This window comes from Lactobacillus sp. RTP31084st1_F9_RTP31084_210423 (assembly GCF_040919545.1).
In the GTDB taxonomy this organism is placed as follows: domain Bacteria; phylum Bacillota; class Bacilli; order Lactobacillales; family Lactobacillaceae; genus Lactobacillus; species Lactobacillus paragasseri.
This window is the reverse complement of the sequence record NZ_JBCOVH010000001.1, coordinates 396,137-412,561: the sequence shown is the minus strand read 5'-3', so window position 1 is coordinate 412,561 and position 16,425 is coordinate 396,137. Positions and strand designations below refer to the sequence as shown.

Sequence of the window (16,425 nt, the reverse complement as noted above, 5' to 3'; positions counted from 1 at the left end):
AAAAACCAGAAGTCACTCGACTTCTGGCTAAACATAATTCTTTTAGAAAATATTTTAGAAATTACGTCTTACAAACTTCTCTAGAACAGGTAATAAAGTTTTCGCTAAAATCAAAACAACAATACTGTTAATCAAACCCTTAATTAAGTTGAAAGGAATAATAGCAGAAACAACGTAAGTTAAAAGTGATGAGTTTAACTTAAATCCCATTAAAGAAATATACATTGGAGTTAGAACAAAATAATTTGCTAGTGACATTACTACCGTTAAAGCTAGTGTACCGACAATTAAACCAAAAATTTGATATTTTACTTTATCCTCATGTTTTTTACTGATGAAATAAAATGGCAAGATATAAGCTAAACTTGCTAAAAACGCAGCCAGTTGTCCGATCATTGAAATTGGATTAAAACCAGAAATAAAAAGACTCAATAATGACTTAAAGAGTGCAATCATTGTTCCGCCCAATGGTCCAAAAACTAAGGTGCTCAAGGCAACAAGTGAATCCGAAAAGTCCATCTTCAAATAATCAAAGCCTGGAATAATTGGGACTTCAATTTTCATAATTAAAAATGCCAATGCACCAATCATTGCCCAAGCAAGCCAATAAGCAAGTCTGACATGACTTAAACTAGTTTTTCTTTGCATGATGATTCCTCCATAACATACAAAAGGTCTGTTGCCTCAGCAACAGACCTTATTAATCTAAATCATGTTTAGTTTTTTAGTCTGTCTTCTTCCATCTAGACTTTAACTATCGGTACCTAAGGTTCAACTACATCGTAGCTCGCGGACTCTAACCGCCGGTCGGGAATTTCACCCTGCCCTGAAGACAACATCCTTTTATTTACTTTTTACAAGTAAATAATAATACTTCTTAACTAAATTGTAAATAATAATGTTTTTTAATTACTTAAGTTTAATTGATTGACCAATACTAATACTATCAGCTGATTCTAAACCATTAAGCTGCTCTAAATGATGCACTGAAGTGTTATTTTCACGAGCAATTTTTGATAAAGAATCGCCTTCTTGAACAGTGTAAGAACTTGGTGCTTGATTTTGTGATGAGCTGCTTCCACTGTTATTCTGCCAGGTATTTTGATTATTTTGGTATGAATTTTGGTTTGCTTGTTGAGTTTGACCTTGAGTAGTAGTTTGACTAGCACTAGAAGCATAAGATTGGGTACTGCTTTGGCTAGTTTGACTACTTTGAGACTGACTAGTTACAGCTGGAGTTACGTCATGAGATTGGCTTGACGATTTCTTCTCTTCTTTCTTCACACTACTCTTAGACTTACTCTTCTTCGAAGAACTACGCTTAGGCTTTTTACTCTTAGATTTATGAGACTTAGAAGAACTCTTTGAAACTTTAACACTCTTTTCAGCCAAGTTATTAGAATTAGAGTGCAACTTTGAAGAAACAATCGGAATCAAGGCAATCAAAATTATTGCAACTATAATCAACCCAGCCCATAACTGACTATGGTTTGTACCCTTAGAGTTCTTATCTGGACGACTAGGAGTTGGTTCGGGTGCAGGCTCTGAACGGTGGCGATGATGCATCGCACTTCTAGACGTTGTCGGACGTTCAAAATGCTTGTAAGGACCCTTAGGTTCTTGATTGTCCTGAGATTTATTTTCCTTCATTCCAAAATCCTCCACAATTATAGATTATTAGTTTTATTTTATCATAGCTTGACAAGTAACGTTAGTCAGATAAGTGATTTAACCGAGAGACTTCTTCATGCGTTAATTCGCGATATTCACCTGAAGTCAGTGATTTTAAAGTCAAGAAAGCATACTTTTCACGAGATAATTTTTCAACAAAATGATGAACTGCTTCAAACATCCTCTTAACTTGGTGATAATGCCCCTCATGAATTGTTAATTGAACAATTTGAGTATTTTTCTTTTCATCAGTCTTCAGAATCTTCAATTTTGCTGGCGCACTCTTACGTCCATCAATTCGAACCCCATGTGTAAGAGAGTGAATATCTTCTGGAGAAAGAAGTCCTTTAATTTTTGCCACATAAACCTTTGGCACTTCATTACGAGGATGCATCAACTTATTAACTAATTCACCATCATTAGTCATTAATAATAAGCCTGAAGTATCATAATCAAGACGACCAACTGGATATAAGCGATATGGTACATCTTCAAAGTAATCGACAACAGTCTTTCTGCCCTTATCATCTTTTACTGAAGAAATTACGCCACGAGGTTTGTAAAACAAATATGTGTGGAGTGTTTCTTTCTCAATTGGAACTCCATTTACTTCAATTTTGTCGCTCGGTTCAACTTTCGTTCCCAGCTCAGTAATTCTTTTACCATTAACAGTTACTTGCCCAGCTGTAATCATTTTCTCAGCCTTACGTCTTGACGCAACGCCGGCTTGTGCAATTACTTTTTGCAATCTTTCAGCCATTTTACTCTCCTTCATCAAAATTTATTTCTTTGCTACTTCTCTCATCCTGATCAAATAAGTTCACAGGATTGTCATCTGATTCAAACTCTTCTATTACTGGTAAATCAGCCAAACTTTCATAGTTAAAATACTGTAAGAAATAGTCTGTAGTCACATATAAGTTAGGGTGGCCAGGTACGTCTTTTTTACCATTTACTTTAATCAGTCCACGCCAAACTAAAGTCTGCAATGCTCCTGATGAGTTAACACCTCGTAAATCATCAATTTCAACCCGTGTTATCGGTTGACGATATGCAATAATTGAAAGTATTTCAAGAGCTGACTGACTTAAATTCTTCGATAAATCTTTTTGGAAAAATTTAGAAATAACATTCCCGCATTCCGCACTGGTAGTTAATTTATAAGTATGATTAATGCAGATCAGTTGTAAGCCAGAGTTCTCATCATTTTTAAGTCGATCTTTTAGATGATTTGCTAACTCTCGTAATGCCGATGGTGAAATTTCTAATAATTGTAATAAATTATCTGTTTCCAAACCATCATCCCCTGCTGCATAAAGGAGAGCTTCTAATTGTGCTTCTTTACTTGCCATTAGTCTCAACTTTCTCTAATTCTAGGTCACCAAAGTCTCTATTTTGCTTTACTAAAATTTTATGATCACGACATAATTCTAAAGCTGCTAAAAACAACCCAATTACCTGATCAAGATCCTGAAAATTCTTAATACAGTCAAAAAAGCTAACCTTTTTTCTATGGTGAAGTTTATCCTTTAAAAATGTCGTCATTTCTTCAATTGAAGTTTCATGAACTTCTATTTGTCCCACTTGTGGTTTTCTTAATTTAAAACGCTCCAAAACGACTTTAAAAGTATTAGCCAGCTCATCACTTGTAATTTTTCCTAAGGGAAGAGGCTCAACTTCTTTTTTAGGCGAAACAGATGGATCTTTAGCCACAGTAATTGGCATTTCTTCATCTCGTTTCTTAAAGTATTCCGCAATTCTTTGAAAAACTGAATATTGGACCAGCTGCTCAACTAGTTCAGCACGCGGGTCTTCCTGATATTGATCTTCTTCAACAAAGTCATTTTTGGGAAGTAAATATTGCGATTTAATTCTAAGAAGAGTTGATGCCATCACAAAATACTCGCCAGCAATTTGCAAGTCTAAAGTCTGCCAGCGAGCCAAATTAGCTAAGTATTGTCCAGTAATCTTCGCAATTGGAATATCGTAAATATCTATCTTTTGTGATCTAATTAAGTGCAAAAGTAGATCTAATGGTCCCGTAAAATTTGGAAGATCTAAAGTTAATTCATCGACATTATTCATCGGTCTTATCTTCCTTTAAATAGCTTAATAAAAAGGCCCAGTCAGGTAAAGCGGTAATCATTTTATCAGGATAAAGATGCTTTAGATCTTTCATTACCAAGCGTTTGGTTTCTGAATCACGCATTGTTGGATCAAGAGATAGATAGCGAATAATTATAAAGTTTTTTTCTTCTTGAATGCCAATAATACCTCTTGCGTTACCCTTTTCTTTATAAATAAGAACTTCAAATTGATTAGAATCACTAGTATATAACTTCATCTCTTCTTGTAAGTTCTTAATATTTTTAAAATCTGGAAGATAAGACAAATATCCCATTACAGTTTTTTCATAGTCTTTTTTATATTTGCTGATCATAATATTTAAGCACGTGGATGTGCTTGATTATAAACCTCCAAAATATGCTTCTGCGTCAGATTAGTATAGATCTGCGTAGTTGTAATATCACTATGACCCAAAATTTCTTGAACTACACGCAAATCTGCCCCGTTTTCAAGCAAATGAGTAGCGAAAGTATGTCTCAAAGTATGGGGAGTAACATTTTTAGTTATTCCAACCAGCTGACAATACTTTTTTATCTTCTGCCAAACAGCCTGTCTCGTTAGTTGATGACCATGATTGTTTAGAAAAATTACATCAGTAAATTGACCGCTTTTTAGTACTTGAGCATCCCTAACATCCTTTTGATACTTTTCAAGCCACGATAAAGCAACTTCAGTAATTGGTACAAGTCGTTCTTTTGAACCTTTACCAAGAACTCTAATAATTTTTAAATCGGGATGAATGTCACCAGTTCGTAAATTTATTAATTCACTCACCCGCATTCCAGTTGCGTAAAGTAACTCTAGCATCGCACGATCTCTAATTCCTAATGGCGTATTCGTATCAGGAGCCGCAAGTAATTTATCTACTTCTTCTTCTCTTAAAGCGGTTGGCAATCTTCGTTCACTTTTTGGGGAATCGATTTTTATTAATGGATCACGTTCAATTATATCCTGTCTTAAGAGCCATTGATAGAATTTTCTCAAACTAGAGATCATTCGACTAATTGAAGTTGTTGCCTTGCCCTTGTCTTTTTGCGTAGCAAGAAAAGCGTCAACAACTAAATAGTCAACTTCCCAGCTTGTTTCATTTTGATCTTGTAAATAATCTAAATATTCTTCTAAATCAGTTCGATAAGAAATAATGGTATTAGGACTTAAGCCACGTTCCACTTGACTGAAACGTAAATAATCTTCTAAATTATCCTTCATCGTCTGTGTCTGATTCATCTTTTTCTACCAAGCTAATTGTTCCTGCATCTTTATCTTCAGTAATTAATCTATTTTTTAATAAATGACCTAAAGCGCGTTTAAAGGCTGACTTAGAGATACCAAAGTGATTCTTAATTTCTTGAGCATCGCTTTTATCATAAAAAGGTAAGGTCTTAGTTGCTTCACGGCGTAAACTTACTAAAATCATTTGAGCATCATCATCAATCTCCTCAAAGCCTCGAGGAAGAACGCTCAAATTCAATCTACCATATTGACTAACCCCGATTACGCGTGCCTTAATTTTTTGCCCTAGACGCAAGGGACGGAACATTTCAGACTTATGGACAAAGGCTAAGTAATATTGATCAGTAATTACAAAAGATCCAACTTCATAGTTACGGTACACAGTACCAGACATATTTTTGTTTTCCAAATGCGCAGGAAAATTGGCAGCTAACTGTTCAAAAACATCTTCTTCTGCCATCTTAGCCCAAATACGTTCCTTATCATCGGTCTCAAGGCGTACTAACAAACGATCATCTTTCTTTGGCCATTGATCTTTTTCAAGTGGAAGATCGTCTAAAGAAACAACAACGTCTTTATCATTTAATCCAATATCTAAAAATACACCCAAATCACGGCGCACTTCAGTTACTGTAGCCCAACCATACTGATCTTTTTGAGCAAAAGGATAAAATTGCGTCATTTCCTTCTTTTTATCTTTATTTTCATAGATAAAGCCCTGTACTTCGTCACCTAAATGGATTGGCTCATCTTGTGTAACTTCTATTTTCTTTAATTCAAAAGTTACGCCATCAACCTGTACATAAAAAGCAGTTTGATTTTCATCAGTAACTTTTCCTTTTCTTATTTCACCTAACATATCAGCGCCTCAATCCTTCTAATTTGTCTGTCACCTATATAGTATAAGGAAAAAAAGACAAAAATAAAATAGCCAGCTTTCGCTGACTATTTTAATAAGCTAATTAATTTAGATTAAAGGTTAGTTGCTTCACCTTGGTAAACAGCACCACGACGAGCATCAACAGTAATCTTAGAACCATCCTTGATCTTTTCAACTGCATCAGTAGCACCAACAACAACTGGGATACCAAGTGAAAGACCAACAACAGCTGCGTGGCTAGTTAAACCTGAAGCTTCAACTACCATACCTGAAGCCTTCTTGATTGCTGGTAAGTAATCCTTATCAGTAGTCTTAGCAACTAAAATGTCACCATCTTGAACTTTGCTGTTTGCTTCTTCAGCAGAAGTTGCAACTACAGCTTTACCAATAACTGATTGTTCACCAACACCTAAACCTTTAACAAGTTGGGTACCGATCAATTGTAACTTCATCAAGTTAGTAGTACCAGTTTCACCCAAAGGAACACCAGCAACGATAATTACCAAGTCGCCGTCTTTTGCAAGACCAGTTTCTTTAGCAAGTTCTGCTGCCTTGTCAAACATTTCTTCAGTAGTCTTAGGCTTTTCAACCAACATTGGCTTTACACCCCAAACAACACCTAATGAGTGTTCGATCTTTTCGTCGAAAGTCATAGCAATGATATCAGCGTTTGGACGGTACTTAGAAATCATACGTGCAGTGTAACCAGATTCAGTTGCTGCAATAATAGTCTTAACGCCCAATTCTTCAGCAGTTCTAACAACTGATTCACCAATAGCTTCAGTAACGTTTGAACCCTTGTATTCTTCAAATCTTTGAAGAGCTAACTTGTTACGCTTAGCAAGTTGCTTTTCAGTACGCATGTCAATTTCAGCCATAGCCTTAACAGCTTTAACTGGGTAAAGACCATTAGCAGATTCACCTGAAAGCATAGTTGCGTCAGTACCATCAAGAACAGCGTTAGCAACGTCAGTAACTTCGGCACGAGTTGGACGTGGGTTTTCTTGCATTGAGTCAAGCATTTGAGTAGCAGTAATAACTGGCTTACCTAATGCGTTACATCTTCTGATTAATTCCTTTTGTACAAATGGAACATTGATAAATGGAATTTCAACACCCATGTCACCACGAGCAACCATTAAACCATCAGAAACCTTTAAGATTTCATCGATGTTATCAATACCTTCTTGTGATTCAATCTTAGGGAAGATCTTTACGTATTCACAGTGTGCTTCTTCAAGCAATTGACGAATGTCAAGAACATCTTGTGCTTTACGAACAAATGAAGCAAAGATGAAGTTGATACCTTCCTTTAAACCGAATTTAATATCGTTAGTATCTTTTTCAGTGATACCTGGGAGGCGAATTTCAACACCAGGAGCGTTAACACCCTTCTTAGAACCAATTAAACCAGTGTTTTGAGCTTCACAAACTAATTCTCTCTTAGTGTCATCTTTTTCCTTAATCAAAAGGTCAACTAAACCATCATCGATTAATACGTGACCACCAACATGAGTATCATCGTAAAGTCCATCGTAGGTAACGTGGATCATGTCCTTGTTACCCTTCTTAGTGTCATCCATAGAAATACGGATAGTGTCACCAGTGTTAATAGTGAACTTGCCGCCTTCTTGTTCAGTAGTTCTAATTTCGGCACCCTTAGTATCAAGAGCAATGCCAAGAAGTTTACCAGTCTTCTTTTCAATCTCACGAACCATGTTCATACGTGCACGGTGTTCTTCGTGGTCACCGTGTGAGAAGTTGAAGCGGAATACGTTTGCACCTGCTTCAGCTAATTTAGTAATAGTCTCAACATCGTTTGAGGCTGGCCCTAAAGTACTAACAATTTTAGTTTTCTTCATCTTGAAAAAATCTCCTATAATACAAAATCAAAAACTACTTGGCTAAGTCTTTGTTTAATGAGTATAACGCATAATTACCGTGGTGTTTTGCATCAAACAAATCAAGAATATCATGGTGAGAAAGCTTGTTGTTTTCAATTCCAACAGCTAAGCCGCCTTTACCTTCAAGTAACAACTTAACAGCATAAGCACCCATTTCGCTTGCTAATACACGATCACGAGTTGTTGGGCTTCCACCACGTTGCATGTGACCTAAGATATTAGCACGAGCATCAAAGTCGCCATACTTAAGAAGTTCATCCTTAAATTTATTAGCGTCCATAACACCTTCTGCTAAAACAACAATTCCATGCTTCTTGCCATTAGCAAATCCTTGCTTCAAGTTTTCAGCAATTTCCTTAATGTCATAAGGTTCTTCTGGGATAACAATTGCATCTGCGCCAGTAGCAACACCAACGTGCATTGCAATATCTCCACAATCACGACCCATAACATTTACAACAAATACACGTTGGTGACTTGTTGCAGTATCACGAATTTTATCAATAGCTTCCATTGCAGTATTACATGCAGTGTCAAAGCCAATTGTGAAATCAGTGTAAGGAATATCATTGTCGATTGAACCAGGAAGACCAATAGCATTATAGCCATGTCTTGTAAGCTTCAATGCACCATGGTAAGAACCATCACCACCGATGACAACTAAAGCATCGATTCCGTGCTTCTTTAATTGTTCGATTCCCTTAAGTTGAACTTCTTCTTCCTTAAATTCTGGGAAACGAGCTGAATAAAGAAAGGTACCGCCGCGGTTAATCTTGTCCGCAACTGTTTCAGAAGTCATTTGGAAAATATCGCCAGCAACTAAACCAGCATATCCATAACGAATTCCGCAAACTTCGATACCGTTTGCCAAAGCTGTACGTGTAACAGCTCTAATGGCAGCGTTCATACCAGGGGCATCTCCACCACTAGTTAAAATACCAATCCGTTTCATGAATTCACCTCTACGATTTTCTGTGTTTTACTCACATCGGTTTTATCGTACCATTTTTTTAACTCATTGTCTTCAAAAATAATCCTATTTTTTTCGTTAATAAAGTCTGCTAAATAAATGTTTTCGCTTTCAATCCTATCAGAATCTATTTTGCTAGAATTTAAAAGTTTTAAATTAATCTTTAAAATTAACTTTGCGAGCATTTAAAAGTAAAAACTGCGTCTTTGTCGGACTAAAGCGATCACTTTGCGTCTTCACCTGCAATAAATATATTTCGCCAATCTTTAAATTTTCTCCTACTTTCTCCCATACCTGAGGGAAGATCGTAAAATCTTTATCGCCACTACTATCGCTAAAGACCGCGAAAGCCATATTATCACCTTTTTTAGTGGTGATTTGCTTTATCTTCATTAATTTGCCAACTGCAATCCCCTGTTCATTGTTTTCAAAAGCCTGCAATCTTTTTGCGTTATACTTTCTAGCATATTTTTGAACAGCAATGATTGGGTTAATTCCAGTACTAAAGCCCATTGCTTCTACTTCCATCGCTGATTTTTCAGCAGCAGTTGGCATTTTTTCTTCTTCGATTTTGGGCTCCAAAGTTTCAAATAAAGATAAATTTGAACCTGCCATCTTTACACTTTCAACTAGGTCTTTATTTATTTTTAAAAGTTCATTTCGATTTGGAGCTAGTCGATCAAAAGCACCTGCTTTAATTAAGTTTGCAATAGCATCAGCACTCAACAAATTATTATCAATCTTCCACAAGAAATCAGTCATTGACTTAATCGGACGCTTAATTTCTAATATTTGTTTCAGCAAATCACTTCTTAATCCGCGAACTGCCTTCAAGCCAACTAAAATTTTGCCGTTTTCAAGCGAAAAATCCGCCTTACTGTTCTCAATATCTGGTGGCAAAGTCTTAATTCCAGCTTCTTGTGCTTGCATCAAGTATTGAGCGATCTTATTACGATTACCAATATTACTGTTCAAAAGAGAAAGATAAAAAGCGCCAGGATAATGAACCTTAAAATAGGCAAGCCAAAAGGCGATTTTACTATATGCAACTGCATGCGAACGGTTAAATCCATAATTAGCAAACTGAGCAATATAATCATAAACCTGCTCTGCTATCTCTTTTCGTCTGCCAAGTTTTACAGCGCCTTGAATAAACTTCTCTCGTTCTTTTTGGATCACATCAGCGTTTTTCTTAGACATAGCTCGCCTTAAAAGATCGGCTTCACCTAAAGAAAAACCAGCTAAAACTTGAGCCGTCTGCATAACTTGCTCTTGATAAACTAAAACGCCATAAGTTGGTCCTAAGATTTTTTTTAAGCTAGGATCAGGATATTGAACTTTTTCCTTGCCATGTTTTCTATTAATGAAATGACCAATATTATTCATTGGACCTGGGCGATATAAAGCATTTACAGCGACAATGTCTTCAAAACTGTCAGGATGAAGCTGCTCTAAAACGCGCTTAATTCCATCGGATTCAAATTGGAAGACGGCATCTGTGTCACCACGCTGAAATAAAGCAAGCGTTTCTTGATCATTTAACGGAATCTGATTAGGATCAATTTCAACTCCTTCTGACTTTAATGCTGCAATAATATTGCCTAAAATAGTTAAGTTTCTTAAGCCTAAAAAGTCAATTTTCAATAATCCTAAGGACTCAACATTTAATTTGGTTTGCTGCGTTACAGGTATTCCTAAAGGTCCCGCCTGTAAGCCCACAATCTCTGCTAATGAATCATCAGTGATTACTAAACCGGCAGCATGAATTGAATAATGACGCGGCAAATTTTCTAAATGCTCAGCAGTCGCAAATAGAATTTTACTAAAAGCATTTGTATTAACTAAAAGCTGTAACTCTTTTGATTTTTGATATGCTTCTGCTAAAGTGATTTTTCCTTTTGCATGCGGGATTGCATCTAACCAGCGATAGGTTTCAACTTTATTTAGTCCAAAAACACGACAAACATCTTTTAGAACTTGCTTAGCAGCCAAAGTACCAAAGGTTAAAATTTGGGCGGCGTGATTCATTCCATATTTTTCAAACATATATTTTATTACTTCATCACGTCGATTATCTGGAATATCTAAGTCAATATCTGGCATTTGTTGACGAGCGGGATTTAAGAAACGTTCAAATAACAAATTATATTCAAGTGGATCGACTTCAGTAATTCTTAAAGCATATGAAACAAGTGAACCAGCAGCTGAGCCTCGTCCAGGTCCAGTTGTAATGTGAACACTATGGGCAAAGTTCATCACATCCCACACAATAAGAAAATAATCATCAAATCCCATCTCATTGATTACTTTTAGTTCATAATCTAATCTTGCTTGGTATTTTTCCGGAATCCTTCCCTTAAATCTTTTAGCAAGTCCATTTTGTGCTAATGAATGCAAATATTCTTTTGATGTTGGAAACTTATTTTGTTTGAACTTTGGCAATTGAGGATCTTGAAACGTAATCTGAGCACTGCAAATTTGACCTATTTTTTCAGCGTTTTCTAAAGCATCTTCAATCCCAAATTTTCGATAATTAACCTGCAATTCTTCGCTATTTTTTAAGTAATGCGAACCAGCTTGCTTAGCTAATTGCTCCACATTTTCTAAATGGGTGTTACTCTTAATAGCTTGCAGGGTTCTTCTTAAAAATTGTTCGTTACGATTAAGATATTGTCCGTCTTCAACCGCGGTTAACAATAGCTCAAATTGCGTTGCTAATGAACGAAGATAATTTATATATTCTTGCTGTCCTTGATCAGCATAAATGCCTAAATAAATTGATGAAGATGTAGGAACAGAATCTTTCAGTGTACGGATATAATTAGCTCCCATTTTAGGATTGTTAGCTTGCAGCATCTTTAGTTCGCTATGTATGTTACTAGGCGTAATTATAACTAAGTGACCGAGATATTTTTTTAATTCTTCAAGCTCTAAAACATTTTCTTTTTCACCATTTTCGGTTAAAAGATTGACCGCACTTGATAAACGCAAAATATTCTTATATCCTTGATCGTCTTTAGCAATGACAATTAAATCATACTTATTTGCCTGGTCAACCAAGCCGTTGATTCTTAACTGCATCCCTAATAAAGGCTTAATTCCAGTTTCTTTTGCAGCTTTATAAAAATTAACTAAGCCATAGGTAATATTTACATCCGTCAAGGCGAGTGCAGAATAACCTTTTTTCTTTGCGTTTTCAGCTAAATCTTTAACTTTAGTTGGACTCTCCAGTAATGTAAAACTACTAAGGTTTTGCAGACTCACTGCTCCCATATACTCACCCTTTCTAATAATTTAAGTATAGCAAATTCTCTCTTCTTGGCTTGCGTAAAACTCTTATTTTTGCTAAGATACCTAGCGAAAGAAGGAGAAATTATGCGCTATATTATTACTATGGTTTGGTCATGCATTTTTTGCGAAGTTATCGGTTTTATCGCTGCATCTTTAACTCAGATGCAATTTAATCCTATGCAATCTTTGATTATTGGCGCAGTCTTTGGCTTGCTATTCGCAATTATTATTCCCGCCATTACTGCCAAGAGTTACAAAGACAAGAGTAAGTACAACAAACTTTAATTGAACTAAATTTGAATATTTTAAAAAGCTGTTTCGTAATGAAACAGCTTTTTTAGTACCTTAATTAATAAAATTTGTAGTTTTTAGCAGTATCTACTTTAATATCACCATGAGTTAGGTATTCGCTAAACATTTGAACGTAGTCCTGATCAAAGATCTTTTCAATCTTATCCATGCTGTAAGCTGGATAAAATCCTCCACCTAAAGCACGATAATTATTGACAGCTAACTTGTATACCTTATCATCTTCAAGATCTTTCCCATTTAAGGTTACTTTAGTCAATCGATGACCAACTGGTCTTGAAAGATCAGCTTCATATTTTACTGGGTAGAAAAGATCAAAATGATAAAGCATTGGCTTAGGTGTAATCCAACGATCAATAAATTTGATTTTACCGTCTTTATCTTTTTCTAAGAATCCAGCTGAATATTCAATAATTTCTTTTAATTCTTTTCCAGTCAACTTAACAATGCAGAGTTGATTTGCATATGGATAGTTTAATAATACTTCGCGCATTGTTACATTCTTTGAAAAGCCATGGGCAGATTCAGACATAATTGCTGTTGCTGAAACATCTGCCCCAGTAAACCAAAGTTGCATTTGTTGAATAAGATTGATAAAAGGTGCTCCCTCAATTCTGCCTTTGATAGCATCATCAATTGGTGCAGGTTCAGATAAATGCGCAATAGGTTGATCTAGCCATTTTTGTGTTTCTTCATCAAGACTCTTAACGATCTTTTCAATTGCTGGATCTGGTGCATAATCTTTACTATCAATCAATTCGGTAGTCATATCATTGATTTTAACTTTACCATTCTTGTCTTTATCAAAATCAATGATCACTTTACCTACTGCTCCTCCGCGGTAGCCTGGCTGAACAATGGCCGTGTTACGAGTAACTAAGTTCAAGCGACGATGTTGGTGTCCAATTAAAAAGACATCAATTTCCGGGATTTCAGTTAAAATCTTATAGCCCTCATTTTCGCCTGTATGAGGCTCAGTTACTTTACCAGTCAATGGATCACTTTCAAAACCACCATGATATAGAGCACAAAGAATATCTACTTGTGGACGCAATTTTTTAGCTAATTTAGCAAGTACTTCATAACCAGAAACAAACTTTAAGCCTTTAATATGATCCTCTGACTCCCAGTGAGAGATATACTGAGTAGTAATTCCCATAATACCTATCTTTAGACCAGCTTTTTCAACAATTGTATATTCTTTTCCAAAGAAAGGTACATTAGTATCTGCATCTAAAACATTATCATTGATAAATGGAGCACGATTGTTATCGACATAGTACGATAAATAATCCAAACCATAATTAAAGTCATGGTTACCTAATGCACGTGCATCATATCCCACTTCATTATAAGCTTCAGTAAATTTACGCAATCCTTCGTCTTCAGGCAACTTTTGAGTATAGCTAGCTAAGGGGGAACCTTGTAGACAATCTCCGCTATCAGTAACTAGGACATTGTCTGCACCATATTTTTCTTTTTCACTTTTAACCACGCTACTTACGCGACTAAGAGAAATTGGAGCATCATAGTTGTCCTTATTTTGATAATTAGTTGGCATCAAAAAGCCATGCGTATCACTTGAGTGTAATATAACTAATTTCATTAATACCTATTCCTTTAATCAAAAATTACATAAAAAAAGACACCCCACGGTGTCTTTAATTAATCGTTATTTTGTTGCTTTTTTTCATTAGCAACTTGACGGCCTTTGTAAAAGCCCTTTGGTGAAACGCGGTGGCTTAAACGGTATTCACCAGTAGTAGCATCGTAATGCATTGCTGGTGTGGTTAATTTAATATGACCACGACGTGAACGTTTCTTTTGCTTAGAAGTTTTTCTTGCAGGAACTGCCATTAGTTAGATCTCCTTTTTTATAGAATTGAGACTTGCGAACCTTTAAATAAACAAATTCACTAAATACTCACGTATTTCAATAATACAATCTAAGAGCTGATAAATCAAGTCCAATCTTATTTTGTAGCTTCAGAATTGTTAACTTTCTTTAATTCAGCAATCTGTTTATCTTTAGATTCAATTTCACTCTGGTATTTATTATCTAATTCTTTCTTCTGTTTTGCTAGTGCTTTTTTTACATCAGGAGAAACTTTTTCTCCTTTTCCAATTAGAAGTGAAACTAAAGCACCTAGTAAAAGCATAATAACTAAAACAATTATCAACGGCATTTTAGGTTGGAAAAAGCCAAAATTAATTGCCACTGGTTCAGTATTTAAACAGGCGAAAATTACAAGCACTAAAACAATTATTAGCCCAATTACTAAATTTCTTTGCTTATTCATTATTATCTCCTACTTTCTACTAGCAAACTTTAAACTTGCCCAATCACCAATGCGTGGGAAAATCTGATAAAGTTTTGCTAAAGTAGCTAGACTTAATGGTAAATTCAATTCGCGACGATTAGAACCAAAGAAATGAACTACTTGCCAAGCTACATCATCAGGATCGAGCATAAAACGTTGTACATTATTTGCATAAGATCCACTTTCATCTGCGATATTAAAGAAATTAGTGTAAACTGGTCCAGGATTTACTGTCATAACCTTAACACCAAATGGCTTTAATTCTAAACGTAAAACATTTGAAAATTGAATAATAGCTGCCTTAGTTGCACTATATGCTGCAGTTTTAGTAGTAGGTACAATTCCAGCAATCGAACCGAAGTTGATAATTTGGCCAGCTTTTTGGTCAATCATTACTCGAGCAACAAGACGAGTAAAGTACATTAGGCCTAAGACATTAGTTTGGAACATTTCAGTTACTACTTGAGGTGAAGTCTCTAAAAATTCTTTAAAGACGCCAAAACCAGCTGCATTAACTAGATAATCAATATGGTCAACATGACTAATAATTTCATTAAAGGCACGATCAATTTGATCAGCTTTACTAATATCAGTTGGAAATACAAATACGTCGTTTCCTGAAAGTTGACGAGCTTCATTAGCAATTTCTTCTAATTTATCTTGATGACGGGCCATTAAAATGACAGTGGCGCCGCGACTTGCACTCTCTAACACAATCGAGCGTCCAATACCACTTGAAGCTCCAGTAACTACTACGACTTTATCCCTCAATGAATTACTCATATTATTATCCCCTCAATGTAATTTCAAAACTGTCTAAATCATTGGCTAAACGAGTATGTTTAAAAATTTTTCTCGCTTCATGCTCTAGTTGCTTACCTGCTTTTCCTGTATAGCGCGCAGAAATATGAGTCAAATAAAGCTTTCCTACATGATGATCTCTCGCTATACGAGCAGCATCTAAGCAGGTTGAATGGAAATAACGATGAGCCATTTTTTCTTCATCACCATTAAAAGTAGATTCATGAACTAGAACATCTGCATGATCAGCTAATTCGCCAATATTTTCCGTTGGACGCGTATCATAGATAATCGTAACAACTCGGCCTGGACGCTCTTTACCAAGGAAATCCCGTCCATCTAACTTTTGACCATCACTCAACGTAATCGTCTTTCCAGCTTTCAGTTGACCAAGAAGCGGACCGTTTGGCACATTATATTCTGCCACCTTATCCATTAGCAACTCACCAGGACGTGGCTTTTCAACCACACGAAAACCAAAACTTGGTACACGGTGATCTAGTCGAGCAGTGTAGACGGCAAAAAGATTGTTTTCAAAAATTAAACCGTCTTCTTTTAAAACAACGTATTTAATTGGATATGATACCCGAGTTTTTGAAACTCTCAAAGAAGTTTGCACAAATTGTTCAATTCCGGCAGGCCCATAAATTGTTAATGGACCACCATCGCCTTGAAAAGAACGAGATGAAAGAAAACCTGGCAAACCAAAAATATGATCACCATGAGTATGCGAAATAAAAATTCGCGTCACCTTTCTAGGTCTAATATTAGTCTTTAAAATTTGATGTTGTGTAGCTTCGCCTACATCAAATAACCATACTTCATTTAATTCATCTAATAATTTAAGTGCGGTACAAGAAACATTCCTACTCTTTGACGGCTGCCCAGCACTTGTTCCTAAAAATTGTATTTCCATGA

General features: G+C 35.8%; 17 protein-coding genes and 1 riboswitch. Of the genes, 1 reads left to right on the top strand and 16 read right to left on the bottom strand.

Annotated features, from left to right (window positions below; all coding sequences use genetic code 11):
* Nucleotides 1-54 precede the first annotated feature (54 nt).
* The 11 genes from AB5359_RS02120 to AB5359_RS02070 form a co-directional block, all read right to left on the bottom strand.
* Nucleotides 55-648, bottom strand: coding sequence for an ECF transporter S component (locus AB5359_RS02120; RefSeq protein ID WP_003648712.1), 594 nt, complete (start codon nt 646-648; stop codon nt 55-57).
* Nucleotides 649-727: 79 nt separating this feature from the next.
* Nucleotides 728-838, bottom strand: a riboswitch (FMN riboswitch).
* Between the two features lie 71 nt (nt 839-909).
* A complete protein-coding gene (locus tag AB5359_RS02115; protein WP_035429661.1) occupies nt 910-1,650 on the bottom strand; it encodes a LysM domain-containing protein in 741 nt (246 codons plus the stop codon).
* 61 nt (nt 1,651-1,711) lie between these two features.
* Nucleotides 1,712-2,431 carry a pseudouridine synthase gene (locus AB5359_RS02110; protein ID WP_048686588.1) on the bottom strand — a complete coding sequence of 240 codons (720 nt, stop codon included), beginning with the start codon at nt 2,429-2,431 and terminating at the stop codon, nt 1,712-1,714.
* A gap of 1 nt (nt 2,432) precedes the next feature.
* Nucleotides 2,433-3,023 (bottom strand): SMC-Scp complex subunit ScpB, encoded by a 591-nt coding sequence (gene scpB, locus AB5359_RS02105; protein WP_048686586.1) that lies wholly within the window; start codon nt 3,021-3,023, stop codon nt 2,433-2,435.
* The gene (locus AB5359_RS02100) at nt 3,013-3,756 is read right to left on the bottom strand and encodes a ScpA family protein (RefSeq protein ID WP_048686584.1); all 744 of its coding nucleotides are present in this window, start codon (nt 3,754-3,756) and stop codon (nt 3,013-3,015) included. The genes scpB and AB5359_RS02100 overlap by 11 nt, the downstream gene beginning before the upstream one ends.
* Nucleotides 3,749-4,111: a hypothetical protein gene (locus tag AB5359_RS02095; protein WP_048686583.1), complete on the bottom strand. Its 363-nt coding sequence runs from the start codon at nt 4,109-4,111 to the stop codon at nt 3,749-3,751. Before AB5359_RS02095 ends, AB5359_RS02100 begins: the two co-directional genes overlap by 8 nt.
* A 5-nt stretch (nt 4,112-4,116) precedes the next feature.
* On the bottom strand, nt 4,117-5,007 hold the full coding sequence (xerD, locus tag AB5359_RS02090; protein WP_368280139.1) for a site-specific tyrosine recombinase XerD: 891 nt from the start codon (nt 5,005-5,007) through the stop codon (nt 4,117-4,119).
* Nucleotides 4,997-5,890, bottom strand: coding sequence for a S1 RNA-binding domain-containing protein (locus AB5359_RS02085; protein ID WP_048686580.1), 894 nt, complete (start codon nt 5,888-5,890; stop codon nt 4,997-4,999). Before AB5359_RS02085 ends, xerD begins: the two co-directional genes overlap by 11 nt.
* A 113-nt stretch (nt 5,891-6,003) precedes the next feature.
* On the bottom strand, nt 6,004-7,773 hold the full coding sequence (gene pyk, locus AB5359_RS02080) for a pyruvate kinase (RefSeq protein WP_003648704.1): 1,770 nt from the start codon (nt 7,771-7,773) through the stop codon (nt 6,004-6,006).
* 34 nt (nt 7,774-7,807) lie between these two features.
* On the bottom strand, nt 7,808-8,767 hold the full coding sequence (pfkA, locus tag AB5359_RS02075) for a 6-phosphofructokinase (protein ID WP_003648703.1): 960 nt from the start codon (nt 8,765-8,767) through the stop codon (nt 7,808-7,810).
* Between the two features lie 174 nt (nt 8,768-8,941).
* Nucleotides 8,942-12,058 (bottom strand): DNA polymerase III subunit alpha, encoded by a 3,117-nt coding sequence (locus AB5359_RS02070; RefSeq protein WP_077410410.1) that lies wholly within the window; start codon nt 12,056-12,058, stop codon nt 8,942-8,944.
* A gap of 102 nt (nt 12,059-12,160) precedes the next feature.
* Between AB5359_RS02070 and AB5359_RS02065 the strand changes: the two genes are divergently transcribed.
* Nucleotides 12,161-12,361, top strand: a complete 201-nt coding sequence (locus AB5359_RS02065) for a YjzD family protein (protein ID WP_003650447.1) — start codon at nt 12,161-12,163, stop codon at nt 12,359-12,361.
* 64 nt (nt 12,362-12,425) lie between these two features.
* Here the strand turns inward: AB5359_RS02065 and AB5359_RS02060 are convergent, their stop codons facing one another.
* From AB5359_RS02060 to rnz, 5 genes are all read right to left on the bottom strand, one after another.
* A complete protein-coding gene (locus AB5359_RS02060; protein ID WP_077410412.1) occupies nt 12,426-13,991 on the bottom strand; it encodes a bifunctional UDP-sugar hydrolase/5'-nucleotidase in 1,566 nt (521 codons plus the stop codon).
* Between the two features lie 59 nt (nt 13,992-14,050).
* Entirely contained in the window at nt 14,051-14,242 is a 192-nt protein-coding gene (gene rpmF, locus AB5359_RS02055) for a 50S ribosomal protein L32 (protein ID WP_003648698.1), read from the bottom strand.
* A gap of 116 nt (nt 14,243-14,358) precedes the next feature.
* On the bottom strand, nt 14,359-14,685 hold the full coding sequence (locus tag AB5359_RS02050) for a lipopolysaccharide assembly protein LapA domain-containing protein (RefSeq protein WP_003648697.1): 327 nt from the start codon (nt 14,683-14,685) through the stop codon (nt 14,359-14,361).
* A 9-nt stretch (nt 14,686-14,694) separates the two neighbouring features.
* Nucleotides 14,695-15,489, bottom strand: coding sequence for an SDR family oxidoreductase (locus AB5359_RS02045; protein ID WP_039156364.1), 795 nt, complete (start codon nt 15,487-15,489; stop codon nt 14,695-14,697).
* A 4-nt stretch (nt 15,490-15,493) separates the two neighbouring features.
* Entirely contained in the window at nt 15,494-16,423 is a 930-nt protein-coding gene (gene rnz, locus AB5359_RS02040; RefSeq protein WP_003648695.1) for a ribonuclease Z, read from the bottom strand.
* Nucleotides 16,424-16,425: the final 2 nt, after the last annotated feature.

What these genes read in the sequence shown, in the direction of transcription:
- AB5359_RS02120 (WP_003648712.1), bottom strand. Translation starts at nt 648, where the DNA reads ATGCAAAGAAAAACTAGTTTAAGTCATGTCAGACTTGCTTATTGGCTT.
- AB5359_RS02115 (WP_035429661.1), bottom strand. Translation starts at nt 1,650, where the DNA reads ATGAAGGAAAATAAATCTCAGGACAATCAAGAACCTAAGGGTCCTTAC.
- AB5359_RS02110 (WP_048686588.1), bottom strand. Translation starts at nt 2,431, where the DNA reads ATGGCTGAAAGATTGCAAAAAGTAATTGCACAAGCCGGCGTTGCGTCA.
- scpB (WP_048686586.1), bottom strand. Translation starts at nt 3,023, where the DNA reads ATGGCAAGTAAAGAAGCACAATTAGAAGCTCTCCTTTATGCAGCAGGG.
- AB5359_RS02100 (WP_048686584.1), bottom strand. Translation starts at nt 3,756, where the DNA reads ATGAATAATGTCGATGAATTAACTTTAGATCTTCCAAATTTTACGGGA.
- AB5359_RS02095 (WP_048686583.1), bottom strand. Translation starts at nt 4,111, where the DNA reads ATGATCAGCAAATATAAAAAAGACTATGAAAAAACTGTAATGGGATAT.
- xerD (WP_368280139.1), bottom strand. Translation starts at nt 5,007, where the DNA reads ATGAAGGATAATTTAGAAGATTATTTACGTTTCAGTCAAGTGGAACGT.
- AB5359_RS02085 (WP_048686580.1), bottom strand. Translation starts at nt 5,890, where the DNA reads ATGTTAGGTGAAATAAGAAAAGGAAAAGTTACTGATGAAAATCAAACT.
- pyk (WP_003648704.1), bottom strand. Translation starts at nt 7,773, where the DNA reads ATGAAGAAAACTAAAATTGTTAGTACTTTAGGGCCAGCCTCAAACGAT.
- pfkA (WP_003648703.1), bottom strand. Translation starts at nt 8,767, where the DNA reads ATGAAACGGATTGGTATTTTAACTAGTGGTGGAGATGCCCCTGGTATG.
- AB5359_RS02070 (WP_077410410.1), bottom strand. Translation starts at nt 12,058, where the DNA reads ATGGGAGCAGTGAGTCTGCAAAACCTTAGTAGTTTTACATTACTGGAG.
- AB5359_RS02065 (WP_003650447.1), top strand. Translation starts at nt 12,161, where the DNA reads ATGCGCTATATTATTACTATGGTTTGGTCATGCATTTTTTGCGAAGTT.
- AB5359_RS02060 (WP_077410412.1), bottom strand. Translation starts at nt 13,991, where the DNA reads ATGAAATTAGTTATATTACACTCAAGTGATACGCATGGCTTTTTGATG.
- rpmF (WP_003648698.1), bottom strand. Translation starts at nt 14,242, where the DNA reads ATGGCAGTTCCTGCAAGAAAAACTTCTAAGCAAAAGAAACGTTCACGT.
- AB5359_RS02050 (WP_003648697.1), bottom strand. Translation starts at nt 14,685, where the DNA reads ATGAATAAGCAAAGAAATTTAGTAATTGGGCTAATAATTGTTTTAGTG.
- AB5359_RS02045 (WP_039156364.1), bottom strand. Translation starts at nt 15,489, where the DNA reads ATGAGTAATTCATTGAGGGATAAAGTCGTAGTAGTTACTGGAGCTTCA.
- rnz (WP_003648695.1), bottom strand. Translation starts at nt 16,423, where the DNA reads ATGGAAATACAATTTTTAGGAACAAGTGCTGGGCAGCCGTCAAAGAGT.